This window comes from Salinisphaera shabanensis E1L3A (assembly GCF_000215955.2).
GTDB classification, from domain to species: Bacteria; Pseudomonadota; Gammaproteobacteria; order Nevskiales; family Salinisphaeraceae; genus Salinisphaera; species Salinisphaera shabanensis.
In genome coordinates, this window is sequence record NZ_AFNV02000003.1 from 48,235 (window position 1) to 70,131 (window position 21,897).

At 61.1% G+C, this 21,897-nt stretch carries 21 protein-coding genes and 1 pseudogene; 9 read left to right on the forward strand and 13 right to left on the reverse strand.

Features of this window, described 5'->3' with window-relative positions; all coding sequences use genetic code 11:
* The first annotated feature begins 29 nt into the window (after window positions 1–29).
* Together lysA and polA are read left to right on the forward strand one after the other, a co-directional pair.
* On the forward strand, window positions 30–1,292 hold the full coding sequence (gene lysA, locus SSPSH_RS02095) for a diaminopimelate decarboxylase (protein ID WP_006914408.1): 1,263 nt from the start codon (window positions 30–32) through the stop codon (window positions 1,290–1,292).
* A 260-nt stretch (window positions 1,293–1,552) separates the two neighbouring features.
* Window positions 1,553–4,288 (forward strand): DNA polymerase I, encoded by a 2,736-nt coding sequence (gene polA, locus SSPSH_RS02100; protein ID WP_006914407.1) that lies wholly within the window; start codon window positions 1,553–1,555, stop codon window positions 4,286–4,288.
* 745 nt (window positions 4,289–5,033) lie between these two features.
* Here polA and SSPSH_RS02105 read toward each other — a convergent pair.
* Complete coding sequence (locus SSPSH_RS02105; RefSeq protein ID WP_006914406.1) at window positions 5,034–5,234, reverse strand: hypothetical protein; 201 nt, start codon at window positions 5,232–5,234, stop codon at window positions 5,034–5,036.
* 70 nt (window positions 5,235–5,304) lie between these two features.
* Entirely contained in the window at window positions 5,305–5,886 is a 582-nt protein-coding gene (gene yihA / locus SSPSH_RS02110) for a ribosome biogenesis GTP-binding protein YihA/YsxC (RefSeq protein ID WP_006914405.1), read from the reverse strand.
* A 205-nt stretch (window positions 5,887–6,091) separates the two neighbouring features.
* Here yihA and SSPSH_RS02115 point away from each other — a divergent pair, with 205 nt between their 5' ends.
* Both SSPSH_RS02115 and SSPSH_RS02120 read left to right on the forward strand, forming a co-directional pair.
* Window positions 6,092–6,988: a c-type cytochrome gene (locus SSPSH_RS02115; protein WP_006914404.1), complete on the forward strand. Its 897-nt coding sequence runs from the start codon at window positions 6,092–6,094 to the stop codon at window positions 6,986–6,988.
* A 39-nt stretch (window positions 6,989–7,027) separates the two neighbouring features.
* A complete protein-coding gene (locus SSPSH_RS02120) occupies window positions 7,028–7,672 on the forward strand; it encodes a thiol:disulfide interchange protein DsbA/DsbL (RefSeq protein ID WP_006914403.1) in 645 nt (214 codons plus the stop codon).
* 220 nt (window positions 7,673–7,892) lie between these two features.
* Here the strand turns inward: SSPSH_RS02120 and SSPSH_RS02125 are convergent, their stop codons facing one another.
* Window positions 7,893–9,110: a L,D-transpeptidase family protein gene (locus tag SSPSH_RS02125; RefSeq protein ID WP_006914401.1), complete on the reverse strand. Its 1,218-nt coding sequence runs from the start codon at window positions 9,108–9,110 to the stop codon at window positions 7,893–7,895.
* Window positions 9,111–9,115: 5 nt separating this feature from the next.
* Window positions 9,116–10,060, reverse strand: a complete 945-nt coding sequence (locus tag SSPSH_RS02130) for a L,D-transpeptidase Cds6 family protein (RefSeq protein ID WP_006914400.1) — start codon at window positions 10,058–10,060, stop codon at window positions 9,116–9,118.
* 214 nt (window positions 10,061–10,274) lie between these two features.
* Between SSPSH_RS02130 and SSPSH_RS02135 the strand changes: the two genes are divergently transcribed.
* The 4 genes and pseudogenes from SSPSH_RS02135 (at window position 10,275) to mtnA (ending at window position 14,577) form a co-directional block, all read left to right on the forward strand.
* The gene (locus tag SSPSH_RS02135; protein WP_006914399.1) at window positions 10,275–11,765 is read left to right on the forward strand and encodes a mannose-1-phosphate guanylyltransferase/mannose-6-phosphate isomerase; all 1,491 of its coding nucleotides are present in this window, start codon (window positions 10,275–10,277) and stop codon (window positions 11,763–11,765) included.
* Window positions 11,766–11,769: 4 nt separating this feature from the next.
* Window positions 11,770–13,125: a phosphohexomutase domain-containing protein gene (locus tag SSPSH_RS02140; protein WP_006914398.1), complete on the forward strand. Its 1,356-nt coding sequence runs from the start codon at window positions 11,770–11,772 to the stop codon at window positions 13,123–13,125.
* Window positions 13,126–13,203: 78 nt separating this feature from the next.
* Window positions 13,204–13,540, forward strand: a pseudogene (locus tag SSPSH_RS02145) (NIPSNAP family protein).
* Window positions 13,537–14,577, forward strand: coding sequence for an S-methyl-5-thioribose-1-phosphate isomerase (mtnA, locus tag SSPSH_RS02150; RefSeq protein WP_006914396.1), 1,041 nt, complete (start codon window positions 13,537–13,539; stop codon window positions 14,575–14,577). The pseudogene SSPSH_RS02145 and the gene mtnA overlap by 4 nt, the downstream one beginning before the upstream one ends.
* Here mtnA and SSPSH_RS02155 read toward each other — a convergent pair.
* The 9 genes from SSPSH_RS02155 to SSPSH_RS02195 form a co-directional block, all read right to left on the reverse strand.
* Window positions 14,574–14,960, reverse strand: coding sequence for a carboxymuconolactone decarboxylase family protein (locus SSPSH_RS02155; protein WP_006914395.1), 387 nt, complete (start codon window positions 14,958–14,960; stop codon window positions 14,574–14,576). The two genes, mtnA and SSPSH_RS02155, sit on opposite strands and share 4 nt — an antisense overlap.
* 78 nt (window positions 14,961–15,038) lie before the next feature.
* Window positions 15,039–15,395, reverse strand: coding sequence for a MerR family transcriptional regulator (locus SSPSH_RS02160; protein WP_006914394.1), 357 nt, complete (start codon window positions 15,393–15,395; stop codon window positions 15,039–15,041).
* Window positions 15,396–15,435: 40 nt separating this feature from the next.
* Entirely contained in the window at window positions 15,436–15,999 is a 564-nt protein-coding gene (locus tag SSPSH_RS02165; protein ID WP_006914393.1) for a 1,2-dihydroxy-3-keto-5-methylthiopentene dioxygenase, read from the reverse strand.
* A gap of 54 nt (window positions 16,000–16,053) precedes the next feature.
* Window positions 16,054–16,800 (reverse strand): acireductone synthase, encoded by a 747-nt coding sequence (gene mtnC, locus SSPSH_RS02170; protein ID WP_006914392.1) that lies wholly within the window; start codon window positions 16,798–16,800, stop codon window positions 16,054–16,056.
* Complete coding sequence (locus SSPSH_RS02175) at window positions 16,797–17,420, reverse strand: methylthioribulose 1-phosphate dehydratase (protein WP_006914391.1); 624 nt, start codon at window positions 17,418–17,420, stop codon at window positions 16,797–16,799. Before SSPSH_RS02175 ends, mtnC begins: the two co-directional genes overlap by 4 nt.
* 347 nt (window positions 17,421–17,767) lie before the next feature.
* Window positions 17,768–18,385, reverse strand: coding sequence for a glutathione S-transferase family protein (locus SSPSH_RS02180; RefSeq protein ID WP_006914390.1), 618 nt, complete (start codon window positions 18,383–18,385; stop codon window positions 17,768–17,770).
* Between the two features lie 49 nt (window positions 18,386–18,434).
* Window positions 18,435–19,499, reverse strand: a complete 1,065-nt coding sequence (locus SSPSH_RS02185) for a phosphotransferase family protein (RefSeq protein WP_006914389.1) — start codon at window positions 19,497–19,499, stop codon at window positions 18,435–18,437.
* Between the two features lie 10 nt (window positions 19,500–19,509).
* Complete coding sequence (locus SSPSH_RS02190; RefSeq protein ID WP_006914388.1) at window positions 19,510–20,229, reverse strand: TetR/AcrR family transcriptional regulator; 720 nt, start codon at window positions 20,227–20,229, stop codon at window positions 19,510–19,512.
* 16 nt (window positions 20,230–20,245) lie between these two features.
* A complete protein-coding gene (locus SSPSH_RS02195; protein WP_006914387.1) occupies window positions 20,246–20,947 on the reverse strand; it encodes a histidine phosphatase family protein in 702 nt (233 codons plus the stop codon).
* Window positions 20,948–21,060: 113 nt separating this feature from the next.
* On the opposite strand from SSPSH_RS02195, the gene SSPSH_RS02200 reads away from it, so the two are divergent.
* Complete coding sequence (locus tag SSPSH_RS02200) at window positions 21,061–21,879, forward strand: SDR family oxidoreductase (RefSeq protein ID WP_006914386.1); 819 nt, start codon at window positions 21,061–21,063, stop codon at window positions 21,877–21,879.
* The last annotated feature ends 18 nt before the right edge of the window (window positions 21,880–21,897 follow it).

Here is a 21,897-nt window from a genome sequence, read left to right on the forward strand (position 1 = left end):
ACCGACAACCGCGTCGATACGCCCTAGTCATGGACTATTTCGAATATCGCGACGGCGTGCTCTGCGCCGAGGGCGTCGCGCTGCCCGAGATCGCTGAACGCTTCGGCACGCCTTGCTATGTCTATAGTGCGGCGACCATTGCGCGTCATTATCGCGTTTTTGATGAAGCGCTTGCCGGCATCGATCACGAAATCTGTTTTGCCGTTAAAGCGAACGGCAACATCGGGGTGCTGGGGCTGTTGGCTGATTTGGGCAGCGGTTTCGATATCGTTTCGGTTGGCGAACTCGAACGCGTCATCACCGCGGGCGGCGACCCGGCCAAAATCGTCTTTTCCGGCGTCGGCAAGCGGGTCGATGAGATCGAGCGCGCGTTGGAAGTCGGCATCGCCTGCTTTAATGTCGAGTCCGAGGCCGAGTTGGAGCGACTCGATGCTATTGCCCAACGCGTGGGCAAGACCGCACCCGTGTCGTTGCGGGTGAATCCCGATGTGGATGCGCAAACCCATCCCTATATCGCCACGGGCCTGAAAGAGAACAAGTTCGGGGTGGATATTGCGCGGGCCGAAGCCCTCTACGCGCGTGCAGCCGAGATGCCCGGACTCATGATTCGCGGTGTGGATTGCCATATCGGCTCGCAGCTGACCCAGCTGGCGCCGTTTCGCGATGCCGTCAAGCGAGTCCTGGCGCTGATCGACCGCCTCGCCGAGCGCGATATCGTGATCGATCATCTCGATGTCGGCGGTGGTCTGGGTATTCGCTATCGCGATGAAACGCCGCCCTCGCCGGCGGCCTATGCCGAAAATATCCGCGACCTAGTGGCCGATCGCGATCTCAAACTTGTGTTCGAGCCAGGCCGTGTGTTGGTCGGCAATGCCGGGGTGCTTCTCACACGCGTGGAATTGCTCAAGCCTGGCCAGTCCGAGGACGACAAGCACTTTGCCGTTGTCGATGCGGCCATGAACGACCTGCTGCGGCCCGCGCTCTACGATGGCTGGCACGAGATTGTAGCCGTCGCGCCTCGCGGCGATACGCAAGCGCGTGCCTGGGAGATCGTCGGCCCGATCTGTGAAACCGGCGACTTTCTCGGCCACGGCCGCGAACTGGCGCTCGCGGCGAACGATCTGCTCGCTGTGCGCAGTGCTGGCGCCTACGGTTTCACCATGGCCTCGAGTTACAACGCACGTCCGCGCGTGGCGGAGATCATGGTCGACGGCGATATTCCCCACGAAGTCCGCGCCCGCGAGACCGTGGCTGATCTCATGCGCGGTGAAAAACGGTTGCCGTTTGTGTGATTGCGAATGGGCCAGTCGCATCGGGTCGGTTTCAAGTCAGTTATCCACCGAATCGAGTTTGCCCGGCGCCGACGACCCCTCGTAAAGCGTTGCGTTAATCGGCGTCATCGGTGATGCCTTTATCCGTGATGGCTTTATCCTAGGCGCGCCGGCGTGCATGGGTCTTAATTCGTTGCTATCTGCGTTAATCTGCGGATCGATTGTCATTTACGGTTGGCGCGAAACATTGGCGCCGGCCAATCTATTGCCCGGTTGCTGCCATGTCCGATCCTGTCGACTCTTCTGCCACGAACGATGCTTCGACTACGCCGCGCGGCCCGTTGATTCTCATCGATGGGTCGTCTTGGCTGTATCGTGCGTATCACGTGCTGCCGCCGCTCACCAACGCGGCCGGCGAGCCTACCGGCGCGATCTACGGCATGACCAACATGCTGCGCAAGTTCCTGCGCGAATACGAGGCCGACCGAATCGTCGTGGTCTTTGACCCGCGCGGCCCGACCTTCCGTAATGACCTGTTTGCCGACTACAAGGCCAATCGCCCGCCGGTGCCCGAGGAACTGTCGGCTCAGTTCGCGGGCATTCGCGATGTGGTGACGGCACTCGGGCTGCCGCTGTTGCAGGTCGACGGCGTCGAGGCCGACGACGTGATCGGAACGCTCGCCACCCGCGACGCCGGTGAGGTTCTGATCGTGACCGGCGACAAGGATATGGCCCAGCTGGTCAACGAGCGCGTGAACCTGCTCGATACCATGCAGGACAGACGCACCGACGTCGCCCGCGTGCATGAAAAATTTGGCGTCGGCCCCGAACTGATCACCGATTATCTCGCGCTGGTGGGCGATAGTTCCGACAACATCCCGGGCGTGGCCAAGGTCGGGCCCAAGACGGCCGCGAAGTGGTTGTTGCAGTACGATGGCCTCGATGGCGTGATCGCGCATGCTGGCGAAATCGGCGGCAAGGTTGCGGATAACCTGCGTGCCGCGCTCGACGATTTGCCGCTGTACAAAGATCTGGCCACGATCCGTTGCGATCTCGACCTGGGCTCGGTCGGCGAAGCGTTGACGCGCCGCGAGGCCGATATTCGCGCGCTCAGCGATCTCTATCGCGGCTACGAATTCCACCAGTTTCTGGAAGACCTGGACGCACCGGCCGAACAACCCGATGCTGATGTGCCGGCCGCCCCGGCCGAAACGCATTACCACGAAGTGCGCGACGAAGACGCCCTTGAGGCCATGATGGCCAAACTCGAGGCCGCCGAGCTGATTTGCGTGGATACCGAAACCGATGCTCTCTCGGCGATGCAGTCGAACCTCGTCGGTTTGTCGTTTGCGGTAGAGCCCGGCGAGGCCTGGTATGTCCCGGTCGGACACGACTACATGGGCGCGCCGCAACAGCTGCCGATGGCCACGGTTATCGAGCGTGTGCGCGGTGCGCTGGAAAACCCCGACATCGCCAAGCTCGGGCAGCACATCAAGTACGACATCAACGTATTGCGCCGTCACGGCATTGATGTGCGCGGTGCCGATCACGACACCATGCTCGAATCCTATGTGCTCAACAGCACGGCCACGCGCCACGATATGGATTCGCTGGCCCAGAAGTATCTCGAACGCAGCACTACCAAGTTTGAAGAGGTAGCCGGCAAAGGGGCCAAGCAGATCACCTTCAACCAGGTATCGCTGGAAGAAGCCACGCCCTATGCCGCTGAAGATGCCGATATCACCCTGCAGCTGCATCATCGCCTTTACGGCGAACTGGCGGAGAGCCCGCGCCTGAAAGCACTCTATGAAGAGATCGAGATGCCACTCATGCCGGTGCTTGCACGCGTGGAAGCCAACGGCGTGCTGGTTGATCGCGCCATGCTCGGCCGGGTGAGCCAGGAAATGGCCGAGCGCATGGCTGAAATTCAGACCCAGGCGTTCGACGCGGCAGGCGGGGAATTCAATCTCGGCTCGCCGACCCAGCTCAAGGATATTCTCTTTGATCGGCTGGAACTGCCGGTCATTCGCAAGACACCCAAGGGCGCGCCGTCGACCGCGGAAGACGTGCTGCGTGAACTGGCCGATCAGCACGAACTGCCGGCGCTGATCGTTTCGTGGCGCGAACTCTCCAAGCTGCGCTCGACCTATGCCGAGAAGCTGCCTACGCAGATCAACCCGAAGACAGGGCGTATTCATACCTCCTATCACCAGGCTGTGGCGGCGACGGGGCGACTGTCCTCGTCGGACCCGAACCTGCAGAACATTCCGATCCGTACAGAGTCCGGCCGGCGTATCCGCGAAGCCTTTATCGCGCCGGAAGGCCACCAGATTCTGGCTGTCGACTATTCGCAGATCGAGCTGCGCATCATGGCGCATCTCTCCGGCGACCCCGGGCTGTTGGCTGCCTTCAACGAAGAGCGCGATATTCACTCGGCGACCGCATCAGAAGTGTTCGATACGCCGCTGGACGAGGTCAGTACCGACCAGCGTCGCGCGGCCAAGGCGATCAACTTCGGCCTCATGTACGGCATGTCGGCGTTCGGCCTGGCCAAGCAGCTGGAAACCTCGCGCGAAGAGGCGGGCGCCTATATCGACCGTTTCTTCGAGCGCTTTGCGGGCGTGCGCCGATACATGGATGAAACGCGTAAGCTCGCCAAGGCCGAGGGCTATGTCGAAACGCTGTACGGGCGCCGCCTGTATCTGCCCGACATCAATGCGCGCAACGGTGCGCGCCGGCAGGGCGCTGAACGTGCGGCGATCAACGCGCCGCTACAAGGCACCGCAGCGGATTTGATCAAGAAGGCGATGATCGAGGTCGATGCCTGGCTGCGCGACACGGGCGAACCGGCGCGCATGATCATGCAGGTGCATGACGAGTTGGTCTTCGAAGTACCCGATGCCGAAGCCGAGCGCCTCGGCAAGGCGATAAGTCAGCGCATGGGCGCGGTCGCAAAACTTGATGTGCCCTTGCTTGCAGAGGCCGGCATTGCGGCCAACTGGCAGCAGGCGCACTGAGCTCGGAATGCGGTTTAAATTTTTTTTCGAATATCGGGAACTCGGCGGTAAACGCCGGGTCTGACCTTCCATGAGCGTTACGATGCTCAACCGCTTTTCTCCCTGAGCGGTAATCAATATCCGGTTTCCCCCCAAGAACCGGAGTACTTGCCCCGACGGCGTTCCCCCGCGCCGTCGGGGTTTTTCTTGTCCAGCGGTTCTAATGGCGTCAGCTTAAGAGTGGCTTGAGCGGACCGTCGAAAATAAATCGCCGAGATCGGGAACTCGCCAGCCAGGGTCGTGGTCTGACCTTATACAAGCGCGGAGCTTGACCGCTTTTCTCCCTGAGCGGTAACCGAATCCGGTTCCCCCCAAGAACCGGTAAATTACCCCGATCGGCTCTCCCCCAGCCATCGGGGTTTTTTTTGCCAATTCAGCTGGTTGGTTCTCCCAGAACCATCCGCTGCAAGCAAGCAAAATTTTTTTTTTATTTCTTGGAACAAACCGATTCAGTGCCGGTCTGATCTTATGCAAGCGCAATACTTGCCCGCTTTTCTCCCTGAGCGGTAATTCGATCCGGTTCCCCCCAAGGCTGGATCGTGTGCCCTGGCGGTATTCCCCCTACCGCCGGGGCTTTTTATTCCCTGAGCAATCAAACTGTTGTTGTGGCTACTTTATGCCATAGAAAAACCGGCGCGTCGATTAAAACGGCCGGTTTTCCGATGAGCGGTCGACGTTTGCGGTATGGCGTGTAAACAACGCTTGGTCAATTGGGTTTTGCCGGCATGCGCCGGTTGAGATCCTCGCGCACGCTCAGCAGAAGCAGTTCGTGAAACAAGGACTTGATAGCGGGCGAGCGTTCGCCGCCACCGTCCCAGGCCACCTGCACATGGCCGGAATCGATATCGATGATCTCTAGCTGGGGGCGGCCCTGTCGGTCGAGCCAGGCCCGAATGTCATATCCCATGTATAGGCCCTCCTGAAGGATGCCGTTCGAGCATACATGAGAATGATTCGCATTTGCACCTATCGGCGCGCTATTGCACCACCTGCTCGTTAACGCCGGTGGCAAAGGCCGCGATCGCAGCGCGTGCTTCGTCGATACCCTGGCGTTTGGTGGCGGAAAACAACTGCACGCTCGCGTCCGGCATCTCGCGTTCGACCTTGCGCAGGATATTGAGCTGCTGATTGCGCGACAGCTTGTCGGCTTTGGTCAGTAACAGGTGAAAACCCAGGCCTTGTTCTTCACCCCAGCCAATGAGCTGACGGTCGAACTCCATGAGGGGGCGGCGTGCATCCATGATGAGTACAACGCCGGCCAGCGTGGTGCGCGTTGCCAGATAGCCTTCGATGAGCGCCTGCCAGGCGGCCTTGACTGCGGGCGGAACCTTGGCGAAACCGTAGCCCGGCAGGTCAGCGAAGCGAAGTTGGTCGCTGGTAAAGAAATTGATGGCCTGTGTACGGCCTGGCGTCTTACTGGTGCGCGCGAGCCCGGTGCGCTCGCAAAGGGCGTTGAGTGCGCTGGATTTACCCGCGTTGGAACGTCCTGCGAAAGCGATTTCCGCGCCCGCCGGTTCGGGGAATGCGCGCGGATTGGGTGCTGAGCATATGAAGCGCATTGCTTTAAAATCGGCAGGCGTAATGCTTGTCATGTCGAACGAACCGGCAGAAACAGAGTGAAAGAGAACAGGGCGGACATGTGCGAGACTGTGGCGTACGTGACGGGTGGTATACAATAAAGACTATATCCAGTGGGCAGCCAAGATCCGATAGGCATCGGATAGCGCCATTGTGCTGCCGTTTTGCGTCGGAGACGACTACGACATGACCAAGCGCTTTTTTGTGTTGTTCGGCTTGATGATCTGTGCCGGGGCGGTCGCTGCCGAGCCGTTGGTGGACGGCGACGTCGAGGCCGGCAAGACCCGATCCGCCCAGTGTGCGGCCTGTCACGGCCCGCAGGGCAACATGGAATCCGGCCAGTTTCCAAAGCTCGCCGGTCAGGGCGCGCCGTATATTTACGAGCAGCTCAAGCTGTTCAAGTCCGGCGAACGCCAGAACGCGATCATGGCCGGGCAGGCAGCGGGTCTGAGCGACGAGGACATGAAAAACCTGGCGGCTTATTTCGCGGCCCAGCAAACGCGCCCCGGCGCTGCTGATGTCGCAGTCGCGCCTGCCGGCGCCGTGCTGTACCACGGCGGTAATTCGGAAAAGGGCGTGCCGGCCTGTTCCGGGTGCCATGGCCCGAGCGGCCTGGGTAACGCGGCCGCCAAGTTCCCGCGGTTATCGGGTCAGTCGTCCCAGTATATTGCCGCCCAGCTCAAGGCTTATCGCAGCGGTGACCGCGCGGGCTATCGCAATGCCACGATCATGAACGGCGTCGCTGAAAACCTCAGCGATGACGATATCCAGGCGCTATCGTCCTATGTCGCCGGGCTGGCGCCCGCCACCGGCGATAAGAAAGGCAACGATTACGGTGCCTTGATGCAGAATGCCGGTGGCCCGGCGGGCGCTGCTGCCGGCCAGAATGCGGCGACAGGCGGCGACGGTGAGCAAGCTTCGCCGCAGGATGCCAACGCCAGCGAGCAGCAGTCGCAGGATGCAGATGCCGCTGCCAAGCAAGAAACCGGCGCGGCGGCTGGCGATGATGCGGCCGATACGGCGGACGAGAACGCCGAGGAAGATGACGCGGCTGATAACGAAGAAAATGCCAACGCGCAGTAGCTGACCGGTCGGGCTGCGCTTCAACAAGGTCGAGCGAAGATGAAGACGTGGCGCATTGGAACGGGCTTGATTCTGCTGTTGATCGTGGGCGTAGTCCACGCTCAGGGGCTTATGATTTCGCGCTATGTGGAAGGCGAGCACTATCTGCCGGCCAAGCAGCCGATCGATCAGCCCGACGACGGCAAGATTCACGTCACGGAGTTCTTTCTCTATAGCTGCCCGCATTGCTATCACCTGGAGTCCGATCTCAACGCCTGGCGTGATGCGTTGGGCGACGATGTCGAATTCGCACGGATACCGGTATTGTTCAGCGCCGGCGGCGAGCCCTATGCACGGCTTTATTACACTGCCGAAACGCTAGGCGTGCTCGAGCAGGTTCACGACAAGATCTTCGCCGCTATCCACGAACAAGGCCGGCGCCTGCTCAGCGAATCGGCAATGCGCGATTTCATGGTGTCGCAGGGCGTAGACGGCGAGCGTTTCGTCGAAGTTTATGAAAGCGACGAAATCACCGCCAAATTACGCCAGGCCGCACAGGCAATGCAGGCGTATCCGGTAACGGCCACACCGAGCCTTACCGTAGCGGGTCGTTACTATGTCACCGGGCGTACCGCCGGCAGCAACGATCGCATGCTCAAAGTGGCCGATTATCTGATCGCCCAGCAGCGCACCGCCGGCAAGTAATCTTTAATCTATCAGCCAGACCTAGCCCACAACGCTTATATGTGTGGGCGCCGGTGTGCGGCGGCTGGACGCCTGGCCGCTACCCGGCGACGACGATGCCAATACCCGACCGCCTGCGCGCGTGGCGTACGAGGCCTCGTCGATCGCGTAGAGGTGTTCGAGCCGAGCTGTTGTCTAGTCGCAGATAGGCCGCGCGTGGCTTAGCCGCTGGTGTTGCTGCTCAGTCCTGTTCGGTTTCCAGAACGATCTGCCAATCACCGTCGTCGCTCTGTCGCCAGTACTGAACCTTGCGATCTTCGGCGTGATAATTGTTGCTGGTGTAGGCCTGGTTGAACATCACCTTCATCATTCGGTCCTCGCCGGGATAACGCATGATGCTGATATCGCTCAGGTCGACTTCGATCTTGGTTTTGGTTGCGTTGATACGCTTCTTCTCGATCGCGAAGTCTTCCTTGTCGAGACCCTTATCGCTGATGAAGCTGGGCGCGTAGTAGGCGAGATAGGATTTCGTGTCGATCGCCTGCCAGCTGTGGCGCCAGGATTCGATCGCCGCAAGCATGTCGCTTCGCTGCTGCTCCACCTCGGCGGCAGAGACCCAGTTCAGGCCGGTGGTCATGATCACCGGCGTCTTGCCAATTGTGACCTGTTCACGAATGGACTCGAAGTCGTCGTTGGCGATGACGACACAGCCTTCGCTGGCACGCGGCGTGCGCGAATAGGTCGTACGTGGCACGCCGTGTAGCCAGATACCGTAACCGGTACGCCCGTGCAGCCGATCGAGAGCGTTGGGGTAGTTCACCGGCAGCGCACCGACGCCGTAGATTTCGGGCAGGCGGTTGTCGTCGATATAGCGGGTGATGTGATAAATGCCGATCGGCGTGCGCATGTCGCCTTCAACCTGCTTCCCGGCGCCACCACGGCCGATGGTGGTATAGAAATCGGATAGCAGCCGCGGCACGCCCTGCTCGTTTTCAAACAGGTACAGGCGATTGTTCGACAGATCGACCACGACGACGTGATCGTATTCCGGCGAGAGTTGCAGAATCACGTCCGGCACCTTGCCGTCGGTGGCCGCGGACACACGATGCGCCCAGCGGCTTTTTGCCTCGTCGAGCAAGGCGTCGCGCTGATCGCGCATTTTTTCGCTGATCGCAGGGTCGATGCTGCGCCCGGTGCGCGCGACCATCAGTTCGCCGTAGACGAGCTGCGCCAGGCGGAAATTCGGGCGCGCTTCGATCAGATCGGATAGATCGTTGATCGCGCTATCGTAATCGCCCTTCTGAGCGAGATTGAGCACCGCCAATAGCTGGGCTTCGGCACTGGAGTGAACCTTGCCGGCGGCCGCGGCCTGGGTTTCAGTCCCTGCGGCGAGCGCGGCTGTCCATGCCACGCAGCACGCGAGCAGCAGAAAACCGTAGATGGCCTGACGGGCACGCATAGAAACTAGTTGGCTCCCGTGGTTTCGCGCAGAATGCGCCAGCCCGCCGGGGTACGGGTCAGAACCAGCTGCTTGTCGACACGGTCACTATAGCGCGGCGATTCGTATTCCTGGGTGAAGTCCACCTGCACGGCACCGTTGGCCAACCGTGTAATTGTCGGATCCTCGACCCGGATATGAATATCCTCGGGCTTGCCCAACCGTGCCCGGCGCAAGTCCAGCCATTCGGCGCGGCTCATGCCATCCCCCGGATCGTAGTCGTCGGCGTAGAAGTCGGTGTACGCATCGAAGTCCTGAGCAGACCAGGCCTGCGCCCAGGCACGGATGCTCTGGATAATGCTGCGGCTGGCCTGATCGCTGATCGTATTGTTGTTTGAATCCGGCGTGGCAGGCCGTTTCGCCGGCGCCGGCGTCGGCGCGCTCCCGGGCGCGACCGATTCCTGCGCATAATATAGACGATCAAGCATCGTCAAAGGTAGTTGGGTGTCGTTGTCGTCGCTGCCCAGGGCCTTGCGATAGGCCAGCTCCGCAAGCGCGGTATACACATCACCCAGGTTGCGATGGGCGGTGGCATAGGCCGGCTGGGTCGCCAATGCTTTTTCCAGCCATTTGCGGGCTTTGTCGTATTCGCCCTGGTCGGCGTACAGCACGGCCAGATTGTTCGCCGGCTCGACGCGTAGCGGGTAGTCTGCGGCGAGTTTCTCGTACTCGGCGATCGCCTTGTCCACATGGCCCTGGCCGGCCAGCGCGCGCGCATGGATAAAGCGCGCATCGCGATTGCCCGGCCGCGCTTCCAGATACGTCTGCGACAAGCGCGCGGCGGCATCGAACTTGCCGGTATCGATTTCGTGCTGCAACTCGTCAAGGGTCACCGCCGTGGCCACCGACGATACGAAAAGCAGCGCACCCAGCAGGGCTGCGAACGGCTTTGTCGCTATGCGTGGTGTCACGGGTACATCGTCCTGTCCTGCTATAAAGCGTGAGAGCGCACACACCGTCGCGTATCGATACGCGACGGTCGTGGTCCTGAACTACAAAGAAATTATACTAGACGCCGGGCCTCGCCTCGTATCGGGCGCGGATAAGGCATCATTTTTGTTATAAAACCCGCGGCATGATGTCGCAGTATCTCATTCCTTATTACGGCGGACGTGGAGAAACTTGATGCTGATACCGGTTTTGCTCGCAGGCGGCGTCGGTACGCGCCTGTGGCCGTTGTCGCGAGAAAGCCGGCCCAAACAGTTTCTGGCGCTTAACGGAGAGTCCAGCCTACTGGAACAGACACTGGCGCGCGTGAGCCGGCTGGACGATGTCGGCCCGGCTCTGCTGATCGGTAACGTCGAACATCGCTTCGTCATGGCCGAACAGCTGCGGGCAAGCGCAATGCCGGGTCGGGTACTCATCGAGCCCGCCCGCCGCGACACCGCGCCTGCCGTAGCCGCCGCTGCGTTCGAAGCGCTGGCCGAGCACGGCGAAGACGCCGAACTGCTCGTATTGCCCACCGATCACGCGATTGCCGACGCCGTGGCCTTCGAACAGGCCATCCAACGCGCCCGAGCGCGTGCCGCGCGCGGTGGACTTACGCTTTTCGGCGTACGTCCCGGCCGGGCCGAGCCGGGTTTCGGTTATATCCAAGCAGGCGAAACCGTTGATGAAGGCGTACGCCGCGTACAGACGTTTGTCGAAAAGCCGGACAAGGCGCGTGCAGCCGTTTATCTCGAAGACCCCGACTATTACTGGAATAGCGGTATGTTCCTGTTCCGGGCGCGCGACTATCTGGCCTCTTTAGAGCGTCAGGCGCCTGCGATTCATGCAGCCGCCCGGGCCGCGCACGCCCACGCCCATATCGATATCGATTTTTTGCGGCTCGAAGAAAACGCGTTCGAACAGAGCCCGGCGAAATCGATTGACTATGCGGTGATGGAAGGCGCGGACGATGCCGTCATGGTCGAGCTCGATGCCGGCTGGACGGATCTGGGCAGCTGGTCGGCGGTGGCCGACGCCAAAGGTGCCGACGCGCACGGCAACAGCGTGCAAGGCGACGTCGTGATCGAAGACAGCCACGGTTGTATCGTGCACAGTCAGGATCGGCTGGTCGCCACGATCGGTCTGCGCGATACCATCGTCATTGAAACCGGCGATGCCGTACTCGTCGCCGACCGGGGCAGCGAACAGCAGATTCGTCAGCTCGTCGCGCGACTTATCGCCAGCGGTCGAGAAGAGGCCACGGCTTATCGCAAGGCGTACCGGCCGTGGGGCAGCTACGAGCAGATCGCGGTCGGCGAGCGCTTTCAGGTCAAGCATATCCGCGTGATACCGGGCGGGCGCCTGTCGCTGCAGAAACATCATCATCGTGCAGAACACTGGATCGTGGTGCACGGCACGGCCAGGATTACCTGTGACGGGCGTGAAAGCCTGCTCACCGAGAACGAATCCACTTTCATCCCGCTGGGCGCGGTGCACCGGCTGGAAAATCCCGGCAAGGTCGATCTCGACCTGATCGAAGTGCAATCGGGTAGCTATCTTGGCGAAGACGATATCGTGCGTTTTGACGACGTCTACGGCCGCAGCGACAGTGAACCTGGTGCCGAAGACAAGGTTCCAGGCGCGCCCGCCTCACAGTCGACCTCGACCCCGGACATAACCAAGGAGTGACCCGATGGGCCAGTATTATCCGTTCTTCAAGGCCTACGACGTACGCGCAAAGGTCCCGGATGAACTCGACGCGGCGCTCGCCAAGCGTATCGGCCGGGCGTTCGTGGCCGAACTGGGCGCGAAAACGGTCGTCGTCGGTCGCGACATGCGACTGTCCAGCGAAGAACTCGCCGATGCGCTCATCGACGGGCTGACCGAGGGCGGCGCCGATGTGCTCGACATCGGCCTGTGCGGCACCGAAGAAGTCTATTACGGCACGTTCTCGCAGAATGCGGACGGCGGAATCATGGTCACCGCCAGCCATAATCCGAAGGATTACAACGGCTTGAAGTTCGTGCGCGAACAGGCTAAGCCGATCTCGAGCGATACCGGCCTGTTCGATATCGAAAAGATGGCCTACGACAACGAGTTTCCCGAGCCGACGCGTACCGGCGAGCGCCAACCGCTGGACCAGCGTGCCGACTACGTGCGTTTTCTACTCGATCAGATCAAACCCGAGCAGATGAAGCCGCTCAAGATCGTGGCCAACCCCGGCAATGGTTGTGCCGGCCTGGTCGCATCGGCGCTCGAAGGGCATCTGGCGTTCGATATCGTGCGCGTACATTTCGAGCCCGACGGCAATCTGCCTAATGGTATTCCCAACCCGTTGCTGCCGGAGAATCGCGACGCCACGGCGGCAGCGGTACGCGAAAACAACGCCGACTTCGGCGTGGCCTGGGACGGTGATTTCGATCGCTGTTTCTTCTTCGATGAGCGCGGCGAGTTCATCGAGGGCTATTACATCGTTGGCCTGATCGCCGAAATGTTGCTCAAGATGAACCCGGGCGCGGCGATCGTGCATGACCCGCGCCTGACCTGGAACACGCTCGCCCAGGTCGAGGAAAACGGCGGCAAGCCGGTGCAATCCAAGTCTGGTCATTCGTTCATGAAGCAGACCATGCGCGAGGTCGACGCCATCTATGGCGGTGAGATGAGCGCCCATCACTACTTCCGCGACTTTTCCTATGCCGACAACGGCCACCTGCCCTGGCTGGTGCTGGCGCAACTGATTTCGGAAACGGGCAAGCCGTTGTCGACGCTGGTCGAAGAACGTATCGCCGCGTTTCCGGCCTCGGGCGAGATCAATCGCGAGATCGGCGATCCCGATGCGGCACTCGCCGATCTGGAATCGCATTACGGCGCCTCGGCCGAAGCGGTCGAACATGTCGATGGGCTGTCGATGGATTTCGGCGATTGGCGCTTCAACCTGCGTAAATCCAATACGGAGCCGGTCGTGCGTTTGAACGTGGAAGCACGCGGCGATATTCAGCTCATGCGCGACAAGACCGACGAACTGCTCGAGCGGCTAAGCCAGCACTGAACCACAAGGTCTATCTGCGCAAATTGGGCTTTATTCGGTGATATGGCCATCTGACCCGTTCTCGATGGGAAACAAGCGATGGTGACCTGCTATCTCCGTTACGAGATCGATCCGTACAAAAAGCGCGAGTTCGAGCACTACGCGCGCCTGTGGATACCGTTGGTCGAGCGCTTCGGTGGTACCCACCACGGCTATTTTCTACCGCACGAAGGAGCCAGCGATATCGCGCTGGCTCTGTTCGCCTTCGATAGCCTCGCCGACTATGAAACCTATCGAAAGCGCGTGGCTGAAGATGTCGATTGCAAAGCCGCATTTGCCTACGCCGAACGCACGCGTTTGTATCCGGCGCTATGAACGCAGCTTCATGCGGCCCGTATTCGAAGGTTTACAGAACAAGGACTCATTCGTTGTATGAAAGATCGTGATTGTCTTGCCCTGCGCGTGCGCAGCGGCCGATTGACGCTGTTGGATCAGTCGCGTCTGCCGCATGTTCAGGCGTGGTTCGCCGTCGACGACGTGGACACACTCGTCGAAGCGATTCATGCCCTGCGTACCCGCGGCGCACCGATGATCGCCATTGCAGCCGCGCTGCTGGTTGCCGTGCGGGTCGAAGCGGGCGACGATCGCGAAACGGTGGGCCGTGCGATAGCGCGTCTGCGCGAGGCGCGACCGACGGCGGTGAATCTGATGCATGCCATGGACGCCCTCGCCCGCGCGCTCGAACAGGAGGACTGGCGTACAGCGGTCGTGCACAACGCTGAAGCCCTGTTCGACAACGACCGCGCGCTTTGCGACGCGATGGCTGAACACGGCGCTGCGTTGATCGGTGCCGGCGAGCGTATTCTCACCCACTGCAATACGGGCGGGCTGGCCACGGCCGGCATCGGCACGGCACTGGGCGTGATTCGGCGCGCGCACGAGCGCGACAACAGCATCAGTGTTTGGGTGGATGAAACACGGCCACTGTTGCAGGGTGGCCGGTTGACTGCCTGGGAGCTCGGCGAGCTGGGTATCGATTATCGACTCATCACCGACAGCATGGCCGCGAGCTTCATGGCAGCCGGCGAAGTTGATCGCGTGCTGGTTGGCGCGGATCGAATTGCCGCCAATGGCGATTTCGCCAACAAGATTGGAACCTATGGATTGGCCGTACTGGCGCATCATCACGGGATACCGTTTGGTGTGGTCGCGCCGCATACGACCGTCGACGCCGGTTGTGCGACGGGTGCGGCCATACCGATCGAACAACGGCTGGCCGCGGAGGTACGGGGCGTGACCGGCGCCGCCGGTGAACTGTCCTGGGCGCCAGCCAATGCCACGGTCGCGAACCCCGCGTTCGATGTGACGCCTGCAGAACTGATCGACCACTGGATCCTGGATACTGGCGTGTTCGACCGGATGGAGGTCGAGGCCGGTGTGTTCCAGTTCGGCGGCGCAGCGGTTGGGTTCTAGGTCTCGATCAGCCGGCGCTCGCTGAAGACTTCCTTCGCTGCCGTCATACCGTTGAGCGCGGCCGGAAACCCGGCATAGACCGCCATCTGGATGATGACCTCGACAATCTGCTCCGGTGTGACGCCCACGTTCAAGGCGCCGTGGATATGCACCTTGAGCTGCGGTGCGCAGTGCCCGAGGGCGGTGAGTGCGGATACCGTCGCCAGTTCGCGGCTTTTCAGATCCAGACCCGGCCGTTGATAGATATCGCCGAAGGGAAATTCGATGGTGTAGCGGGCCAGATCGGGCGCAATCGTACGCAGGCTGTCGATGACCGCTTCGCCTGCGGCGCCATCGATTTCCTTGAGTTTGGCCAGACCGGCTTCGTAACGCGTAGCTGCCATGACACTCTCTCCTGAATATAAAACAGAAAACGAGTGGGTAACCTACGGCTTGGAGTGAACTCCAGGTCAAGCGTTTCGTCAGGCCGGGTCGTTCTGGGCGTAAAACGCGATCTTGGCGTGAAGATTCCTCAGATGGTCGCGATCACGCGCGATCCTTTCTTCCAAATACCGGACATGAGTTTCCAGCATCTGTCGGCGCTCGCCGAATGTGGATTCGCCTTGGGCGCGAAGCTCGGCATAGCGGCGGATATCCGCCAGCGGCATGGCCGTGGCCTTGAGCCGGAGGACAAAGGCGATCCAGTCCAGATCGCGCGAATCGAACACCCGATGACCGCTGGCGTTACGCGCGGTCTGGCGCAATACGCCGATCTTTTCGTAGTAGCGCAGGGTGTCGGCTGAAACACCGCTGCGCGTCGCGAATTCGCTGATATTCACACCGGCAAAGGGCGCCGACGACTACGACGCCCGAGCGCGATCAGCCCTGGCCGAGCATCTGTTCGCCGGCAGGGCGGAAGTCCTTGGCGATATCGGTACCGGTGAAGTTGGCCACCCAGCCTTCCTGGTTGTTGAACAGGCGAATCACCTTGAAATGCGGTTTGTCGCCCATGTCGAACCAGTGCGGCGTGCCGGCGGGTACGCTGATCAGATCGTCGGCTTCACAAAGCGTGGCATAGACGCGGTCGCCGATATGCAGGGTGAAAAGCCCGGCGCCATCGACAAAGAAACGCACCTCGTCTTCGCTATGCGTGTGCTCGTCGAGGAACTTGGCCCGCATGGCGTCTTTCTGTGGATGCTCGGGATGCAGGCCGATGACGTCCCAGGTCGCATAGCCGAATTGGGCCTGCAAACGCTCGATATCGGCTGCATAGGCCTCGCCGATCTGCTCGGCGCTGGCATCGGCAGGCAGGGCGTGCTCGGCCGGCCAGCGCTCGAACAATACACCGACCTTGTCCATTTCGGCGGCGATCCGGTCGGCGTCGTCGGTATCGAGCAGCGGGTTGTTGGTATCGTTTTCGTTGTAGACGGTCAGTCGACTCATGGTTCGCTCCTGTGTGCACTCGCGCGCCGATACATCACGGCGCGCGCCCCGGCATCAGATGAGTTCGATATCCTCGAACGACGCGACGACCGGGTGTCTTTCGCTCATTCTAGCTTTTTCCTGGGTGTTTTCATCGCGTGCGACCCAACAGGTCTGCAGGCCGGCGTTGGCGGCCGCATCCAGCTCTTCGCCCACGTCGGATAGAAACAGCAGGGAGGCCGGTAGCTCACCGAGTTCGGCCGCGATTGCCTTGTAGCTGCGCATCTTCTTCTTGCCGCCGATACGGGTATCGAAATAGCCCGAGAACAGATCGCTCAGATCGCCGTGGTCGCTGTAGGTGAACAACAACTTCTGGGCCGCCACCGAGCCGGAAGAGTAGACATACAGTGCGCGCCGGTCGTCGGCCCAGGCCTGTAGCGTGGCCACCGCGTCGTCATAGACATGGCCGGTGAAATCGCCGTCGATATAGCCTTTTTCCCAGACCAGCCCCTGCAGCGTCTTGAGTGGCGTGGCCTTGCGGTCCTCGTCCATCCATTTTTCGAGGATCGTGATGACACGATCAAGATCTGCATCGGGCTCGTCGGCTTCGGTACGCACATCTTCGATCAATGCCGCGACCGTCGGTTCCTGTGCATGCGCGCGTACGAACGGTGGCAGATAGTCGCGCGCGTAGGGGAACAGCACCTCATGCACGAAGGCGATATCCGAGGTCGTGCCTTCGATATCGGTGATTACGGCGCGTACGTCCGGTGTGGGCTCTTCCAGGCGCAGCCGGTCGTTATCGCCCATAAATTCGCTCATCGTCTATTCTCCAGTTGCTGACGCTGCAGTTCGCAGGCCAGCAGAAATTCCCAGCCTTCCAGATGCCGTCGTGCGCTGGCCAGATCGGCGCCCCAGGCGTAGATGCCGTGGCTGCGCACTAGAAACCCGAACGCCGGCGCGGCCTCGTCGAAGCGCGCTTCCAGCGCCGCCGAAAGCGTTTCCATATTCTGACTGTTATCGAGCACGGGCAGGTCGATCGCGGCCTCGTGCGTGATGTTGCCGGCAATGCTCTTCTGCATTTCATAGCCTTCAAAACGCAGCCGCTGCGGATTGCCGATACGTGAGAGCAGCGTATTGGCCACCGAATGGACATGCAGCACCGCGCCGATGTCCGGATCGCGCCGATACAAGGCCAGATGCAGGCCGGTCTCCGCCGAGGGTTTGCCCTCGGTCAGCAGCTCGCCGTGGATGGTCATCGGCAGCAGATCGGCCGGCGTCAACGCCGTCTTGTCGACACCGGAGGCGGTGATCAGCACGCGCTCGTTGTCCAGACGCATCGAGAAGTTGCCGCCCGTGGCCGGGCAATAGCCGCGCGATGCGAACCAGCGCACGGTGTCGCAGAGCGCCTGCGCGCTGGCGGTTATGACGGCGTCTTCCATTCGGTGGCGGCTGTTGCGGTGTGTTCAGTCGCGCATGCTAGCGCTGTGGTGGCGGCGCCGCCAATGCTAGGGCGTCGTCGTACGCGAAACCCGTTGGAAGTTCATAGCTGTATAGACGCAGTGCTACCGTCAGCCGCCTGTATCCGGGCCCCGTTTGGAGCGAACGAGAACTTGTTGATCGAACCGGTAGTGTTTTCCTTTGCCTGCTTTCGTTTGGACAAGCAAACGAAAGTGGGTCGAGCAGCAGCGCGAAACCAAAGGCCCGACAAACTCGTGAGGGCCGAAAGCCTGATGGCCTGAATCGGGCGAGTTTTCAGTGACCGCCCAGCGCCGCGCTCGAACCCGAATCAGGCCTGGGCACTTGCCCGTGCCGACACCGCATCGTGCCAACGCTTGAGATGCGTTTGATCCTCGCCGATACGCAGCTTGACCACGCGTGCGAAGTCGACCGTACACAGCGCGGTGATATCGGCTACCGAATACGAATCGCCGGCGATGTATTCGTTGTTGGCGAGATGCTTGTTCAGGAAGCCGAACATCTTGGTCGCCCGTTCGAGGCTGATTTCGCCGAACTCGGGCGAGCATTTCTCGCGGTCGGCGAAAGCGCCGCTGATGTTGCGAAAGGCCATGGCCACCGGGAACAGAAAGTTCAGTTCCATGCGCCGATTCCACATCTCGATGATCGCCTTGCTTTCGGCATCGGTGCCCATCAACGGCGGTTCCGGGTGGGTTTCCTCGAAATAGCGGCTGATTGCCATTGATTCGGCGATACAGGTGCCGTTGTCCAGTTCCAGCGTGGGCACGCCGCCGAGCGGGTTCTTGCGCTTGTATTCTTCGCTGAGGTTTTCGGCCGCCACAAGGTCGAGGTCGACGATTTCGATTTCGTTGAAATCGATGCCTTTTTCGGCCATGAAAACGCGTACGCGGCGGGGGTTGGGGGCGCGGTCGCTCTGGTAAAGCTTCATATCGATACTCGCGGTGGGGTCGTCGTTATTGTGTGTGCAGCAAACCGTATCAGGCAGCGCGGATTACGCGTTCGCACTGCTCGTGCAACACGTTCACAGCATGGCCAAAGGTGGCAAAACGTTTGTCGCGTGTCTTGCCTTCGACATAGCGCTTGTAGATCTGTTGGAGGATGACCGCCAGCCGGAACAGGCCGAAGACCTGATAGAACGGCCAGTCGTCGATCGTATGGCCGGTCTTTTCGCGATACCGCGCGAGCATCTCGTCACGCGTGAGCATGCCCGGTAGATGAGTCGGACCCATGCGGATATCGCGCATGGGCTTTGGGTCGTCGTCCTGTACCCAGTAGGCCATCGAGCAGGCGAAATCCATGACCGGATCGCCCAGCGTGGCCATTTCCCAGTCGAGCACGCCGATAATGTCGTTGAGCTTTTCGTCGAAGACGACGTTATCGAGCTTGTAATCGTTATGGATGATCGCGCGCCGGGTGACGTTCGGGATACGGGCCTCCAGCCACTGCATGAGCGCTTCGCAGTCCGGTACGTCGTCGGTGCGGGCATTGCGATAACGCTTGTTCCAGCCGGTGATCTGGCGCTCGATATAGCCCTCGGGCTTGCCGAAATCGGCCATGCCGGCCGCGTCCACGTCGGTGGTGTGCAGTTTCGCCTGCACGTCGAGCAGCTGTTCGCACAGCCGGGTGGCTTCGGTCGGGGACAGATCGACGCCTTCAGGCAGATTTCGGCGCAGGATCACGCCGCGCAGGCGTTGCATCACATAGAACTCGGCGCCGATAACGGATTCGTCGGTGCAATGCACGATCGGCTCGGGGGCGTAGTCGTAAACGCCGTGCAACCGCGATAGCACGCCGTATTCGCGGCCCATGTCGTGGGCTGATTTTACCTGGCTGCCGAAGGGTGGGCGGCGTAACACGTATTCGTTGTCGTCGACGGCGAGCAGATAGGTCAGGTTGGACGCGCCGCCCGGGAACTGGCGGATCGTCATTTCGCCGTTCCGGGGCACCAGCACTGGGGCGTGCTCGCGACACCACGCGGTCAGTGCAGCGGCGTCGATCCCTTCGCCCTCGCGAATATCGCGGGCCTGATCTAGTGCGCTCATCCGAATCTCCTCAGCTGTGCGTCGTTGTTGTCGTTTCACCGCTGGCGTCGAGCAACGCCTCGGCCGCGGCGGTCACGGTATCGGCATAGGCCGTTACGTCCAGGCCGCGCTCGCCGTGTTTGTGGCGCTTGAGATACCAGTCTTGGAGCATGGCTTTGATCAGCCCGGCCGCGATATCGGCGTTCATCGCGCCGTAGCGGCCTTCGCTCTGGCCCTGGCGGATAATGTCGGCGAATATCTGCTCGGAGTTGCGTTCGGCGGCGACCGCTTGGCGGCGCTCATCCGAGGCCAGGTGATGGGCTTCCATATATAAAAAGAAGAACCACTCGCGCAGCGCTTCGGTGGTAAGCAGATGCGCTTCGATAGCCGTCGCCAGGCGCATGCGGCTGGTTTCGATATCTGCGAGCGCACTGGCCATGACACGGCGCAGCGTGCGCGAAACCCAGGACTGGATCAGCCGTGCCAGCTCATCCTTGCTGCCGATATACGCATACAGGCCGCCCAGCGAGAGGCCGCTCTCGCGGGCCAGCTCGCGTAGCGTCATCGCCGCGAAGCCCTTGCGGTTGGCCAGCCTGAGCGTGGCTTCGATGATGCGGGTGAGATTGTCGGTGGCCGCCCCGGCGCTGCGTACCGCAATTGCGCCTTCACGCGCTTCGACGATCTGCGCGCACAGGCTGCGGCTATCCAGATGGTGCCGTGCGGTAAAGCTTTCGAGACTGGGCCGTTCCATGTCGAAGCGATCCGCGCTAGCGGAACGTCACCAGGCTGTCGTCGCCGGCGGCGCGCAGGGCGGCGATATCGTTGAAGGCGAGCATGCGCCAGCCATCTCGGGTCGAGCGCAGTTCCGCAACCGCTGCGTTGTAGACGCTCCAGTTGATCTCGATCGCTTTGGCGTCGGGTGCACCGGTCGCGGTCGCGATCGAGATGGCGATCGGCCCACCGGAGCTGCATAGGCCGATCCGTGCATCCTTGGGGTATTCGCCGCGCAGCTTTTCCAGCGCGGTTTGTACACGCGCTTTGAAATCCAGCCAGGATTCGCAGCTGTCATGTTCGTGTGGTGTGCCGGCGAGCCAGTGCCAGGTCACCTGTTCGAATACCTTCTGGAACAGGCGGCGGTCGGTCTTCAATTGATTGCGCGCGGCGCCCAGTTCGGGGTTGTCGGCGAAAACGCGCGGCGTATAGGCGGCAAAGATCGCGTCGGCGTCATACTCGTTGAACGCAGCCTCGGTGTGTATCGTGGGCGCGTCGTCGAACGCTTTATTAACGAGTTCCGCGGTACGCTGCTGGCGTTGCATGGTGCCGGCGATTAGAACGTCGAAGCGTTGGCCGGAGGCGGCCAAATGACGGCCGACCAGCCGGGCCTGACGTTCGCCGATTTCGGACAGGCGGTCGTAGTTGGCCGTGCCGAAACTGGCCTGGCCATGACGGATGAGTACGAGCTGGGTCATGGCGCGACTATAGGCAGGCGATGTTTGAACGGTCAATGTAAAACGGACGTTCGTTCTATTTTCGCTATGCTGTGCGCGCGCACTCTCGGTGCGCCACAGCTTGCAGGCTACTCATGACCCAGAAAACTCCGAATTCCAATACGTCACGTATTGCCATTACGGGCGCCGGCAGCGGCCTCGGCCGCGAGCTTGCGCTGCGCTATGCCCGGGAAGGCTGGCGTGTGGCGGTAACTGATCTTCAGAGCGGGCGGGCGAAGCGCGTGGCCGGCGAGGTCAATGCCGCCGGTGGCGATGCGATCGCGCAAACGTTGGATACCCGCAAGCCAGAGGATTTCGATGCGCTGCTCGATCGAATCCGAGAGGAATGGGGCGGGCTCGACGTGTTCGTGAACAACGCCGGCGTGTCCAATGCCGGCAGCGTGGTCGATACGCCGCTCGAAGACTGGGACTGGATGCTGGATATCAATCTCATGGGCGCGGTACGCGGCGCCCGCGCCGCACTGCCCATGCTGCGTGAAAGTCGGGGCCATCTGGTCAATATCGCCTCCTTCGCCGCGATCGCCAGTGCCCCCGGGATGAGCGCCTATAACGTCGCCAAGGCCGGCGTGTTGTCGCTGTCGGAATCGATCCGCGGCGAGGAATATGGTCACGGCGTCGGCGTTACCGTGGCCTGTCCGGCCTTTTTCGCCACCAATCTGCTGGATTCGTTTCGTGGCACGAACGACCGCCAACGGGCCATGGTGGAAAAACTCATGCGGCGTGCTCGCGTGAGTGCTGAAGATGTGGCCAACGATATCTATGATGCCGTGCGCGAAAATCGTTTCCTCGTGATTTCGCACCGCGATTCGCGTTGGCAGTATCGCTTCAAGCGTTTGTCGCCGGAACGATTCTTTACTGCTGTCCGCAAGGCCACACGTTCCTTTACTGGCTGATCTGTGGCCTGTGTCCGC